Here is an 11,045-nt window from a genome sequence, read left to right as displayed (position 1 = left end):
CGGCTGGCTGCACACCTACAATCACCACCGCGGACACACCGCGCTCGCAGGCAAACCACCCGCCAGCCGCGTCCCCAACCTCACAGGGCAATACAGCTAGAGCTCGTCGCCGCCCAGGAACGCGCCGCCCAGCGGACTGCCCCCGGGAAGCTTGCTCGCGGGGATCTCGGTGGCTCCCGTCGGCGCGCTGATGTCGCCCGCCTCGGAGAACTTCAGGACGAGGGGCAGCTTTGCGGTCTTCGGGCTGTCGGCGAGGACGGCCAGGTCGACCCTGATCTGCCGGAGGTCACCGTTCTTCAGGGTGAAGTCGACAGCGACCTTCTTGTTCGGCGCGTCCTTGAGGTCCTTGGCCGAGGGGAGTTCCGCACCCGCCGGAAGGTCGCCCTGCAGCGGACGGAGCTTGTCGAAGACGCCGGTGAGAAGGTCGCGGACGTTGCCCGTGGCGACGACGTGATCGACGCCGCCCGTCCCGCTCTTGGTCCGGAAGGTGACCTCGCGGCCGATGACATCTCGTACGGCGTCGAGAACCTTCTTCTGGGTCTTGGCGTCGATGTCACCGGCACCCTTCGCGGCACCCCCGGCGGCCTTCCGCGAACTCTCCAGCTTCTTGGTGTCGACCTTCACCCAGTCGCCTTCGAGGACCTTCTTCATCTCCTTCTCGCCCGGAGGGAGATCGTCGACCGACGGCATGGGAACGCCCATCGCCTCGCCGACGGCCTTCATGTCGGCGCGGTAGTACGTGAAATCGCCGATGATCCGGTACTCGACCAGGACTCCGCCGGTCCCCGTGATCTTCACGCTCGTCCCGATGAGGTCCTTCTGACCCGAATCCGCCAGCGCCTTCCTGGACTTGACGGAGACGTCGACGCGCAGCCCGCTGACGAACTTCGCGAACTGCGGCGGAAGGGGCTCGTCGGAACTGGTCTCGTCCGTCAGCGTGTTGATCGCTTCAGCATCGGCATCCAGGTCCAACTGAAAGGCAAGGGATTTCTGTTCGCCGATCCTTTCGACGGCGTGGTCCACCTTCTGCCCGGCTGTGAGGTTCTGGACCGTACCGCAGGCGGCCGCCGTGGCGAGAAGGACAGCGGTGCAGCCGACCGTGGTGACGGTCTTGCGTATGACGGTGATGATGGTCTCCTCTACGACACCGTACGAACCCGCACGGCGTTCCTTCGTTCGTTCGCTTGCGCACTCGTCTTCACTCGTTCTCGCGGCGATCACCGGTGCATCCACAGTGATCACCCATGTGACTCACGAGTTGTCCACAGGGTTGTGCGGCGAACGCGGTCATCCGGGCGTACGGTCGGAAACATGCGCATTGTCATCGCTGGTGGTCATGGTCAGATCGCGCTCCGGCTGGAGCGACTGCTCTCCGCGCGCGGGGACGAGGTCGCGGGGATCATCCGCCGTGCCGAACAGGGCGACGATCTGCGGGCGGCCGGTGCCGAGCCGGTCCTGTGCGATCTGGAGTCGGCGTCGGTGGAGGAGGTCGCCGCGCATCTGCAGGGCGCGGACGCGGCCGTCTTCGCGGCGGGCGCGGGACCGGGCAGCGGGGCCGACCGCAAGCAGACGGTGGACAAGGGCGCCGCGATCCTGTTCGCGGACGCCGCGGAGCGCGCGGGCGTACGCCGGCACGTGGTCATCTCCTCGATGGGCGCGGACCCGGCCCACACGGGCGACGACATCTTCGACGCGTATCTGCGCGCCAAAGGCGAGGCCGACGAGTACGTACGCGGACGTACGGGCCTGGACTGGACGATCCTGCGTCCCGGCGGCCTGATCGACGACGCCGGGACCGGCCTCGTACGCCTGGAGGCCTCCACCGGCCGCGGCACGATCCCCCGCGACGACGTCGCCGCGGTCCTCGCCGAACTCGTCGACACCCCGGCCACCGCCGGTCTGACCCTGGAAGTGGTCAGCGGCTCGACACCGATCGCGGTGGCGGTGAAGTCGGTGGCGGGGAACTAGGACCTGCTACCCCGTTTGGGGCTGGTTCAGAACAGCGGGCCGGCCGGGGAACTCCGGGACGGCGGGTTCAGAACAGCTGGAGCTGGCCGGGGAAGTCCGGGACGGCGTACCCGTCCAGCGCGGGCTGGGCGGCCCCGAGATGTGCCTGCCGGCGCGAACCGGGGCACGACACCAGTTCCCCGCTCCCCCGCACGCCGGGCGGATCGTGCCGAGCGAACCGTCCCGCGACGACGGCGATCTCCCGACGGCACTCCGGGCAGTTTCTGCGACGCGATGACATGGGATCAGTGTGCCCCGTGGGCGCACCGATCCCACCGGCACGCCCCGGGCCGGCCGTTCCCCGCCGACGACGGCTGCCCGCATGCCCGCACAGCGCGCCTCATAGCTCGCCAAGCGCCCTGTGATCTACGCCACGCCACTGTCTCCACGCGGCTCAGTTCCGGTGTCGCACGACAGGTGGTCGCCGCGCGTGACGGTCACAGCGTGTCCGTCGTCTTCGGCGTCTACGCGAAGTGCCTCGACGGCGCCGCGGCCACGGCGAACGCCCGGTTGAAGCGGCGCCGCGAAACGGCAGGCGGGAAGCCGGAGAGCTGCCCCGCACCTGCCCCACACGGGCTGGTCAGCACGCGAGCCAAGGTGAGACACAGCGGGATAGAGCGGATGAATCGACGCCCGGATACTCCGGAAACGACGAAAGGGTCCGTGATCAGCATTGCTGCTGGTCACAGACCCTTTCGGTCATGTGGCGGCGCGTGGATTCGAACCACGGAAGGCTAAGCCGGCAGATTTACAGTCTGCTCCCTTTGGCCGCTCGGGCACACCGCCAGGTTTTGCTGCCCCTGAGCCCCGCTTTTGTGCGGTGCTCCCTGGCAACGACGTAAACGATACCTGATGACCGGGGATGCTTCGCCACCCAATTGATCGACGCCTGGAGGGAGGGGGGTGGCTAGGCTTATGCGGATGCGGCCGGAGGCCTACGCCGGGCTCGACGGCCGTCCCTACGCACCCGATACAAGGAGCCACAGGACATGGCCGACTCCAGTTTCGACATCGTCTCGAAGGTCGAGCGGCAGGAGGTCGACAACGCCCTCAACCAGGCCGCCAAGGAGATCTCGCAGCGCTACGACTTCAAGAACGTCGGCGCCTCCATCTCCTGGTCCGGCGAGAAGATCCTCATGGAGGCGAACTCCGAGGAGCGGGTGAAGGCCATCCTCGACGTGTTCGAGACCAAGCTGATCAAGCGGGGCATCTCGCTGAAGTCGCTGGACGCCGGCGAGCCTCAGCTCTCCGGCAAGGAGTACAAGATCTTCGCGACGATCGAGGAGGGCATCTCCCAGGACAACGCGAAGAAGGTGGCGAAGATCATCCGCGACGAGGGCCCCAAGGGCGTGAAGGCCCAGGTGCAGGGCGACGAGCTGCGCGTCAGCTCGAAGAGCCGTGACGACCTGCAGGCCGTTCAGGCGCTCCTCAAGGGCAAGGACTTCGACTTCGCTCTGCAGTTCGTGAACTACCGGTAGAACGCCTGGCACGCCCAATACGCCTGGTACGCCGGATACGCGGGGCGCGCAGAGCGCCGAACAGCACCGCGCAGGGTCAGCAGTGCTTCGCCAACCCGCCTCCGCGGGTTGGGCGTTGCAGGCCGGTTCGTTGCCGGGGCAGCGGTCTCCCTACTCGCTTCTTGCACGCGTCCAGGACGTGCCGAAGCGGTGGCCGAAGGTACGAGGAAAGGTGGGCACCCCCGGTGTGCCCGCCCTTCTCGGTCGTCGGCAGCGGTCTCGGGGATACGCGCTCAGCGGCGCGAGTCGCCGAACAGGATGCGGTACAGGATCAGCAGCACGAGCGAGCCGCCGATGGCCGCGGCCCAAGTGGCGCCGTCGTAGAAGTGCTTGGTGATGGGGTGGTCCAGCCAGCGGGCCGATATCCAGCCGCCGATGAACGCGCCCACGACACCGATGACGGTCGTTCCGATGAAGCCTCCCGGGTCGCGCCCCGGGAGCAGGAACTTGGCGATGGCGCCCGCCAGCAGCCCCAGAATGATCCAGCTGATGATGCCCATGTGCTGAGCCTGCCCCTCCGTGCTGTCCCCACGCTGTCCCGGCCCTGTGATTTAGGTCCGGGCGAGCCGTGCCCGCGCTGTCCGTGTCCGGTGCGGGTCAGGCGTGCATTGGTGCCGTGTTGGTGCCCTGCTGATGAACAGGACGCCCTCGCGGCTCCCTACGGTTGCAGTGATCAGTAGGGTGCGGCCATGACTCAGTCCAGTCCCGAATTGCGCCGCACCCTGGGTGTCGGGGACGCCGTGCTCATCGGGCTCGGCTCCATGATCGGTGCCGGGATCTTCGCCGCGCTCGGCCCCGCGGCGCGTGCGGCCGGATCCGGGCTCCTGCTCGGGCTCGCGGTCGCCGCCGTCGTCGCCTACTGCAACGCGATGTCCTCGGCCCGGCTCGCCGCCCTGTACCCCGCTTCCGGCGGTACGTACGTCTACGGACGTGAGCGGCTCGGTGCCTTCTGGGGGTATCTGGCGGGCTGGTCGTTCGTCGTCGGCAAGACAGCCTCCTGCGCGGCGATGGCGCTCACCGTGGGCGCGTACGCCTGGCCGGCGCACACCCACGCGGTGGCGGTCGCGGCCGTGGTCGCACTGACCGCCGTGAACTACGGCGGCATGCAGAAGTCGGCCTGGCTGACGCGGGCGATCGTGGCAGTAGTCCTGGCGGTCCTCGCTTCCGTGGTGGTCGGGTGCCTCGGCTCGGACGTCTCCGATGCCGGGCGGCTGGGCATCGGGCTGTCGTCCGGCGCGGGCGGGGTGCTTGAGGCGGCCGGTCTGTTGTTCTTCGCGTTCGCCGGGTACGCGCGGATCGCGACGCTCGGTGAGGAGGTGCGGGATCCTGCGCGCACCATCCCGCGCGCGATCCCGTTGGCTCTGGGCATCGCGCTCGTGGTGTACACGGCGGTCGCTGTCGCTGTCCTTTCGGTGCTCGGATCGGCCGGTCTGGGGCTCGCCCCGGCGCCGCTGGTCGCCGCTGTACGAGCAGCCGGGCTGCCAGGGCTCGTGCCGGTGGTACGGGTGGGGGCCGCCGTGGCCGCGCTCGGCTCACTGCTCGCCCTGATCCTGGGTGTCTCACGGACCACGCTGGCCATGGCCCGTGACCGTCATCTGCCGGGCGCCCTGGCCGCCGTGCATCCGCGCTTCCGGGTCCCGCACCGGGCGGAACTGGCCGTGGGCGTGGTGGTCGCCACGCTGGCCGCGACCGTGGATGTGCGCGGCGCGATCGGCTTCTCCTCCTTCGGTGTACTGGCGTACTACGCGGTCGCCAACGCCTCGGCCTGGACATTGAGTTCGGCTCCGTCGTCGCGGGTCATGCCGGCGCTGGGGCTGCTCGGATGCGTGACGCTGGCGTTCGCCCTGCCGGGGGTTTCGGTGGTCGTGGGCGCGGCCGTCCTGGCGGTGGGCGCAGCGGCCTACGGCGTACGGCTCTGGGCGGCTTCGCGTTAGCGGGTCAGGAAGCCTGCGTCACCGTCGTACGTATCTGGAAGTCGGGCCACAGAGGAAGGTCCGCGCCGTCGTGGGACTCCTCGTACCAGCCTGTTCCCTCGAGCCAGGCGAGCAGCCAGGTCGCGAGGCTTGGCGCGTCCACGTACCAGGCGTGGTCGGCCTCGTCGGCGTTCGGCTCGTAGAACAGGACCGTGCCGTCGGGGCTTTGGCAGTCCACGCACGCATACATTCCGCAGCCCCAGTGGGATATCGGCAGGACGCCCTCGGGCCATGGCCACTCGGGGTCCTTGCGGCCGCTCTCGCGGCTGGCCAGATACTGCGGAACGACCGCGGGCTCGCCCGAGGGCGGGCCGTCGAGCAGGGGCAACAGACCGTATTCCGGACCGAATCCGCCGTCCCCTATCCGCAGGTACAGCGAGGCGAGCAGCGCGGGCAGCGGGAATCCCAGGACGGCCTCGGCGCGGGCGACCTCAGCCGGGCCCACGGGCGCGGGGAGCGAAGGCCAGCCCCACGGGCGGGTGTTACGGGCCTCCGTGGCGACCCGTGCCAGCAACTGCTCGATTTCGGTCATGGGTTCATCATGCAGCGCGCCACTGACAATCGGGGAGCCTGTGGACAACCCTCACGCGAGACGGACGTCGACTCCGTTTTTCGGCGAAGAGGACGAGGCGGCCGGGGAGGCCTTCGAAGGTCTGCGGTGGTCAGCGAGTACGCGTAGGTCCGCCAGGGGCCACCGGCCGTGTCCGGCGGGCCCGTACGGCTAGCGCGACGCGAACGGCTGGTCCGTGCGCACGATTTCGCGTCCCAGCGGGAACAGCGAGACCGGGATGAGCTTGAAGTTGGCGATACCGAACGGGATGCCGATGATCGTCAGGCACATGGCGATGCCCGTGACGATGTGGGCCAGGGCGAGCCACCAGCCCGCGAGAACCAGCCACAGGATGTTGCCGATGAGGGACGGCGCGCCCGCGTCATGGCGCTCCACCGTCGTATAGCCGAACGGCCACAGCGCGTAGATGCCGATACGGAAGGCGGCGATGCCGAACGGGATTGTCCGCCAAGGTTCCCGATCACGCCACAAGGGCGCTGCGGTTCCGCCTGAGGGCATGACCGGCTGATACTGGTGGTAGCAGGCACGCCGGCGGACCGACCTCGAGAGGTACCGATCATGAAGCTGTTCCACCTGCTGTTGAACATCATCTGGCTGGTCTTCTGTGGCCTCTGGATGGCCATCGGCTACACGATTGCCGCGCTGATCTGCTTCATCTTGATCATCACCATCCCGTTCGGCATCGCTTCGCTGCGCATCGCCGGCTTCGTCCTCTGGCCGTTCGGCCGCACCACCGTGGATCGGCCGGACGCCGGGGCAGGTTCATTCATCGGGAACGTGATCTGGGTGATCTTCGCAGGGTGGTGGCTGGCTCTGGCCCACCTGGTCACAAGCATCCCGCTGTTCCTGTCGATCATTGGCATCCCGTTCGGGTGGGCCAACCTGAAGCTCATCCCCATTTCACTGATGCCGCTTGGACGCGAAGTGGTTCCGACGGACCAGGCGTTCGGCGCGCGCTAGGCAGGCGCGGGTTGAAGCCTCGACAGATCACTCGTTTCCCACCGCCGCGCCGGTTCACTCTCTTCGGGTCGGCGACGTCCCTCAGCCGTCGCCCCGGTCATCTTCAGGATGTGGCCGAGGCCTCCCCATCCTGGGCCGTCGACCACTTGAGCTCGATCTCCAGTTCCATCTTCCCGTCCCCGACCTCCACTTCGATTTCGCTCTGCAATTCGTGGGGGATCTGCAGGCTCAGCTTGCCTGGGCCTAGCTGAAGCTCGGCACGGCCACCATCCTTGAGCGCGACTGCGAGTGCCGCGAGCTGATCAGCAGCCTCAAGGCGTGACAAGGAACTCTTGTGCTCGAATTCGAGGTCCTTCACGGATATCTCCAATCCAGCAGAAAAGGGTAGGCCTCAGTCATTGTCGTGCCGTGCGTCGCAGGAGGCATCCCCACGGCGGAATGGAGGATGCTCGGTGAATGGCCGGTCTGCCGGATGCCGGGGCGCCGCGAGCGCGCCGCCCAGCTCGCCGGCAGGGTCCCCTGCCGGGTCTCGGACCGCCCCGGGCATCCGTTCCCAGGTTCTCCGTTGCTACAGCCGGCGACCTCTGTCGACGTCACCCAGGTGCCGCGCGTGGCTTGCTATTACGGCGGGCCGGGACAGCCGACGCTGAACGGAGAATTGCCGTCGAGCCGGGAGAAGCCATGGGACGCCAGGTCGGTCATTTTGCTGCTGCTTGGATGGCCGTCGTGCTCGGCTGCGCCGGACTGGTCGGCTGCTCGTCGGACGAGTCTTCAACTTCCCCCGCGTCCTCGGCGGCCTCTGCGGCGAGGTCGGCGGCGTCCTCCGTCGCCTCCGGGGCGAGCAGTGCGGCAGCATCGGCGGCGTCCTCCCTTGCCTCTGGGGCGAGCAGTGCGGCAGCGTCGGCGGTGTCTTCCGCGGCAGCGTCCGCCGAGTCGGCAGCGTCGTCCGCGCTGGCGACCGTGAAGGGCGGATTGGATGCCAAGGGAGACGTCGCCCTCGGCAACGTCTCCACCGGCTCCAACGGTCGGCCGGAGGTCCCGGTGAACGTGACCAACCACGACTCGAAACCCAGGCAATACACCATCGTGGTCAGTTTCAAGGACCAGTCGGGCACCTTGCTCGACGTGGTCGTCCTCGACGTCCCCCAGGTCGCCGCGGGCGGCACGGCTCACGCCACCGCCCAGAGCAACCGGGAGCTGACCGGCACGGTGACCGCCGAGGTCCGCAACGCGTTGCGGTACTGATGCCACGCACCGCAGCCGCAGTCGGCCAGGAGCCTTGAGCACGGTGTATCCGGGGCGCCGACCGCACTGTCGACGGCGTGCCCCGGGATCATGTCGTGCCGGGATTCATCGCCTGTGGCTTTCGCCGTAGGCCGATCGGACGTGGAGGAGTGCGCCTGACGTGGGTTACGAGCGCCAATCCATCAGGCGTGCGACTTCCTGAACGACACCATCGAGTTCGCCCGGGACGGGTAGCGGAGGTGCCTCGCCCATCTGCGGGCCCCGGCTTCCTGGCCTGCGGGGCCGCGATAGCCGCCCTGGGTTCCGGAGCCGTCAGGTCAGCTGACTTCGGTCGTCGCTTCCCGGACGCTCTTGTCGATGTCCTTCGGGTCCACATCGAGTTCCTTGGCGACGCGCCTTTCGGCTTTCAGATCGGCCTTTTCCACAGCCTGGGCCAGCGTGCTTTCGCCGACGATGACCAGGGCGGCCTGGCCCTCGTCGATGATTTCCCCGAACTCCTTGACGTCCATCCGGGACATGCCCTTCCACAGGTGGCCGCCCACGGCGCCCACGGCCGCGCCGACGGCAGCACCGCCGATGATCGCGGGTGGGAACAGCAGCCCGACGAGCGCGCCGACGCCGGCGCCACCCCAGGCCCCGCGCCGCGTGCTTGTCTCGTCCTTGTTGACATGCACTTTGCCTGCGTTGGCCTTGCCCTCGTTGCGAAACACCTTGGCGCCGTCCACGGAGTCCTGTGCGAGCCTGAACGGCTTACCCACGGACATGCGGGCCGCGACCGTCACAACGGTCGCGTTGGCAGCAGCGTCCCGCGAGGCCTGCCACGGTTCCTCGGAGGTATCCGGCTCCCCCACCGACCCGCCGCGCCTCCCCGTATCGGCGGGGGCGCCGCGCGCAGGCAGCTCCTCCGCCGGGCCGTCCCTTACGCTCTGCATTTCACCTGCGCCTACGTCTGAATCATGGTCGGAATACGAAAGACCATGCGGCGCTGTTGCTGCACTCTACGGCTGCACCATCGCTCGATACGTGTTGGTATGGAGCGGTAGGACCGCACCGAGCAGGCATGGTCGCGCTCGGTAGTCAGGTCTTGATTCGCTCACTCATCCGCGGAGGAGACGCCCATGATCTCCGACCCCGACTCGGTCGCGGAATCTGGGCAGGAATCGGTGGTCATCGCCAGCTTCGATGGACACCGTGACGCCGAACGCATGCTGGCATCGCTCGGGCGGGGTTTTCGCAGGAAGGCCCGCAAGGGCGGAGCGACTGCTGTCGTCATCAGAGGCAACACCGACGGGTCGCTGAAGCTGACACAGTCCCGAGTGATGACAGCCAATGACCTCACTTACACCTTGATGTCCGTCTCGCTCGCATGGACGGTCGGACTCATGGGACTCCGGTCGATGTTCAAAGGGGCCAAGGACGAGGCCCACGCCGCGCACGTGCGTCAAGGACACCTGCGGGCGGATGCACACCAAGCCCACGAGATCCTCGCCGAAGCCGGCCAAGACGCGGCAATCACGCTGGTCCGTTGCGAAGACCGAGACACGCGGCAAATGGTCGTCGCAGCCGCCGCCGACCGTGCAAGACGAAGCTGGGACGGCTCGCTCACAGATTTCCTCGCCGCCCTCGATCCCGGAAGCACCCACGACTGGGTACGCGCCGCCCTCGGCGAGCCGACCAGCCCGAATCGCTAAGGCCACACGGAGCCCATGAGTTGGACCTGATCTAGACACACGCGGCAGAGCCAGGCTCCGGAATTCTCGGACTCATCCTGCGTGCTCAACGCGCGAGACATCGTCGTCACCCGGCCCCTCTTCCTCATCCGTGAGTGGGCAGAGAACAGTTGGGACTGCGTCCCCGGCGAAGATCGAGCGGGGAACAGCGGGGAAGCACGGTGAAAGGCAGCGGTCCGAGGAAGACATGGTTCGGCCGTCTGCCCAGGTCAAGGCCCGACCGACTCCAGAAGCTCTCAGCTTCCCAAGCTGAGAGTGCGAGCTCGATTCTCGCCACCCGCACCATTCGAGACCTCCAACTCGCACCCTGCCTCGGGGCATCCCGGCGCCAGGGTGCCGGACCGCTTAGCCGCGTGATCAACGTACGCGCGGCTGTGACAGCGGAGCTCTCCCGACATCCGCCAGGGAGTCCGCACCCCTCTGACGGACGATCGCCGTGAATGGTCAGAAGGGAAGTTCCGGTGTCGTTGCGCCTCGTGTGATGGTCAAGACGCGCTCGTGGAAGTCGCGCGAGGCGGTCTCGCGGGGGTAGCGAGAACGGAGTTCCCTGTCCAGTTCGTTGGCGACCAAAAGCAGGGACGGAAGTGACTTGCGATCGGATGCAAGGGCCGTGGTGCCGAGGCCGACGGCTTCCTCTATGTCCCCGGTGCGGGCGGCGGCGACTCCGAGAGTGAGGCGGGCCTCTGCAGCGCGCATGGGGGAGATCTCGGTTCCGTCGGGTCCGGTGCTTATACGGATCACGGACCGGGCGTGCACAGCGGCGCGTTCATCGTCTCCGAGTAGACGGTAGGCGTCCATCTCGTAGAAGTCCCACTTGTCCGGGTCGATGATGAAGTGGTGTTCGGGGTGGTCCGGGCGGGGCAGTCGATCCAGCCTCGCGCGTCCGGCGTCCAGGGAGTTACGGACAAGCCGGGCGTCTCCCATACGGGCGGCGGCGCGCGCTTTGTGTGCGTAGAGCTGTACGCCGACGGAATGTGACTGGTCCGCGGAGTGGCCGGCTTCTACGGCGTCAAGCATGTCGGTCCAGCGGCTTTGGGTGAGA

15 protein-coding genes and 1 tRNA gene are annotated in these 11,045 nt (G+C 67.8%); 6 read left to right on the top strand and 10 right to left on the bottom strand.

Features of this window, described 5'->3' with window-relative positions; genetic code table 11:
- Positions 1-96: 96 nt before the first annotated feature.
- Entirely contained in the window at positions 97-1,242 is a 1,146-nt protein-coding gene (locus ACZ4N5_RS27870) for a hypothetical protein (RefSeq protein WP_467759774.1), read from the bottom strand.
- Positions 1,243-1,311: 69 nt separating this feature from the next.
- On the opposite strand from ACZ4N5_RS27870, the gene ACZ4N5_RS27865 reads away from it, so the two are divergent.
- A complete protein-coding gene (locus ACZ4N5_RS27865) occupies positions 1,312-1,968 on the top strand; it encodes an SDR family oxidoreductase (RefSeq protein WP_467759773.1) in 657 nt (218 codons plus the stop codon).
- 67 nt (positions 1,969-2,035) lie between these two features.
- On the opposite strand, the gene ACZ4N5_RS27860 is transcribed toward ACZ4N5_RS27865, so the two are convergent.
- Positions 2,036-2,248 (bottom strand): hypothetical protein, encoded by a 213-nt coding sequence (locus ACZ4N5_RS27860; protein ID WP_467759772.1) that lies wholly within the window; start codon positions 2,246-2,248, stop codon positions 2,036-2,038.
- 463 nt (positions 2,249-2,711) lie between these two features.
- A tRNA-Tyr gene (locus ACZ4N5_RS27855) sits at positions 2,712-2,793 on the bottom strand.
- A gap of 203 nt (positions 2,794-2,996) precedes the next feature.
- Between ACZ4N5_RS27855 and ACZ4N5_RS27850 the strand changes: the two genes are divergently transcribed.
- Complete coding sequence (locus ACZ4N5_RS27850) at positions 2,997-3,485, top strand: YajQ family cyclic di-GMP-binding protein (RefSeq protein ID WP_356469076.1); 489 nt, start codon at positions 2,997-2,999, stop codon at positions 3,483-3,485.
- Between the two features lie 272 nt (positions 3,486-3,757).
- On the opposite strand, the gene ACZ4N5_RS27845 is transcribed toward ACZ4N5_RS27850, so the two are convergent.
- Entirely contained in the window at positions 3,758-4,024 is a 267-nt protein-coding gene (locus ACZ4N5_RS27845; RefSeq protein WP_355840698.1) for a GlsB/YeaQ/YmgE family stress response membrane protein, read from the bottom strand.
- A 189-nt stretch (positions 4,025-4,213) separates the two neighbouring features.
- On the opposite strand from ACZ4N5_RS27845, the gene ACZ4N5_RS27840 reads away from it, so the two are divergent.
- A complete protein-coding gene (locus ACZ4N5_RS27840) occupies positions 4,214-5,458 on the top strand; it encodes an APC family permease (RefSeq protein WP_467759771.1) in 1,245 nt (414 codons plus the stop codon).
- Positions 5,459-5,462: 4 nt separating this feature from the next.
- Here ACZ4N5_RS27840 and ACZ4N5_RS27835 read toward each other — a convergent pair whose 3' ends face one another.
- Complete coding sequence (locus ACZ4N5_RS27835; protein ID WP_467759770.1) at positions 5,463-6,029, bottom strand: SMI1/KNR4 family protein; 567 nt, start codon at positions 6,027-6,029, stop codon at positions 5,463-5,465.
- Between the two features lie 189 nt (positions 6,030-6,218).
- A complete protein-coding gene (locus tag ACZ4N5_RS27830; RefSeq protein ID WP_467759769.1) occupies positions 6,219-6,566 on the bottom strand; it encodes a YccF domain-containing protein in 348 nt (115 codons plus the stop codon).
- A 60-nt stretch (positions 6,567-6,626) separates the two neighbouring features.
- Here ACZ4N5_RS27830 and ACZ4N5_RS27825 point away from each other — a divergent pair, with 60 nt between their 5' ends.
- Complete coding sequence (locus ACZ4N5_RS27825; RefSeq protein ID WP_467759768.1) at positions 6,627-7,028, top strand: YccF domain-containing protein; 402 nt, start codon at positions 6,627-6,629, stop codon at positions 7,026-7,028.
- A 103-nt stretch (positions 7,029-7,131) separates the two neighbouring features.
- Here the strand turns inward: ACZ4N5_RS27825 and ACZ4N5_RS27820 are convergent, their stop codons facing one another.
- Positions 7,132-7,386 (bottom strand): amphi-Trp domain-containing protein, encoded by a 255-nt coding sequence (locus ACZ4N5_RS27820; protein WP_467759767.1) that lies wholly within the window; start codon positions 7,384-7,386, stop codon positions 7,132-7,134.
- Positions 7,387-7,726: 340 nt separating this feature from the next.
- A complete protein-coding gene (locus ACZ4N5_RS27815) occupies positions 7,727-8,011 on the bottom strand; it encodes a hypothetical protein (RefSeq protein ID WP_467759766.1) in 285 nt (94 codons plus the stop codon).
- Between ACZ4N5_RS27815 and ACZ4N5_RS27810 the strand changes: the two genes are divergently transcribed.
- Positions 8,001-8,273, top strand: a complete 273-nt coding sequence (locus tag ACZ4N5_RS27810; RefSeq protein ID WP_467759765.1) for a hypothetical protein — start codon at positions 8,001-8,003, stop codon at positions 8,271-8,273. The two genes, ACZ4N5_RS27815 and ACZ4N5_RS27810, sit on opposite strands and share 11 nt — an antisense overlap.
- A gap of 317 nt (positions 8,274-8,590) precedes the next feature.
- Here ACZ4N5_RS27810 and ACZ4N5_RS27805 read toward each other — a convergent pair whose 3' ends face one another.
- Positions 8,591-9,124, bottom strand: coding sequence for a DUF1269 domain-containing protein (locus tag ACZ4N5_RS27805; RefSeq protein WP_467759764.1), 534 nt, complete (start codon positions 9,122-9,124; stop codon positions 8,591-8,593).
- A gap of 267 nt (positions 9,125-9,391) precedes the next feature.
- Here ACZ4N5_RS27805 and ACZ4N5_RS27800 point away from each other — a divergent pair, with 267 nt between their 5' ends.
- Positions 9,392-9,964 (top strand): hypothetical protein, encoded by a 573-nt coding sequence (locus ACZ4N5_RS27800; protein WP_467759763.1) that lies wholly within the window; start codon positions 9,392-9,394, stop codon positions 9,962-9,964.
- A 483-nt stretch (positions 9,965-10,447) separates the two neighbouring features.
- On the opposite strand, the gene ACZ4N5_RS27795 is transcribed toward ACZ4N5_RS27800, so the two are convergent.
- Positions 10,448-11,020 (bottom strand): hypothetical protein, encoded by a 573-nt coding sequence (locus ACZ4N5_RS27795; protein ID WP_467759762.1) that lies wholly within the window; start codon positions 11,018-11,020, stop codon positions 10,448-10,450.
- Positions 11,021-11,045: the final 25 nt, after the last annotated feature.

Source organism: Streptomyces sp. NPDC026500, assembly GCF_055567635.1.
Note: the sequence above shows the minus strand (reverse complement) of the source record. Positions and strands in the feature narration are given on the sequence as shown.

Coding starts and splice junctions, on each gene's coding strand:
- ACZ4N5_RS27865 (WP_467759773.1), top strand. CDS start 1,312: ATGCGCATTGTCATCGCTGGTGGTCATGGTCAGATCGCGCTCCGGCTG.
- ACZ4N5_RS27860 (WP_467759772.1), bottom strand. CDS start 2,248: ATGTCATCGCGTCGCAGAAACTGCCCGGAGTGCCGTCGGGAGATCGCC.
- ACZ4N5_RS27850 (WP_356469076.1), top strand. CDS start 2,997: ATGGCCGACTCCAGTTTCGACATCGTCTCGAAGGTCGAGCGGCAGGAG.
- ACZ4N5_RS27845 (WP_355840698.1), bottom strand. CDS start 4,024: ATGGGCATCATCAGCTGGATCATTCTGGGGCTGCTGGCGGGCGCCATC.
- ACZ4N5_RS27840 (WP_467759771.1), top strand. CDS start 4,214: ATGACTCAGTCCAGTCCCGAATTGCGCCGCACCCTGGGTGTCGGGGAC.
- ACZ4N5_RS27835 (WP_467759770.1), bottom strand. CDS start 6,029: ATGACCGAAATCGAGCAGTTGCTGGCACGGGTCGCCACGGAGGCCCGT.
- ACZ4N5_RS27830 (WP_467759769.1), bottom strand. CDS start 6,566: ATGCCCTCAGGCGGAACCGCAGCGCCCTTGTGGCGTGATCGGGAACCT.
- ACZ4N5_RS27825 (WP_467759768.1), top strand. CDS start 6,627: ATGAAGCTGTTCCACCTGCTGTTGAACATCATCTGGCTGGTCTTCTGT.
- ACZ4N5_RS27800 (WP_467759763.1), top strand. CDS start 9,392: ATGATCTCCGACCCCGACTCGGTCGCGGAATCTGGGCAGGAATCGGTG.
- ACZ4N5_RS27795 (WP_467759762.1), bottom strand. CDS start 11,020: ATGCTTGACGCCGTAGAAGCCGGCCACTCCGCGGACCAGTCACATTCC.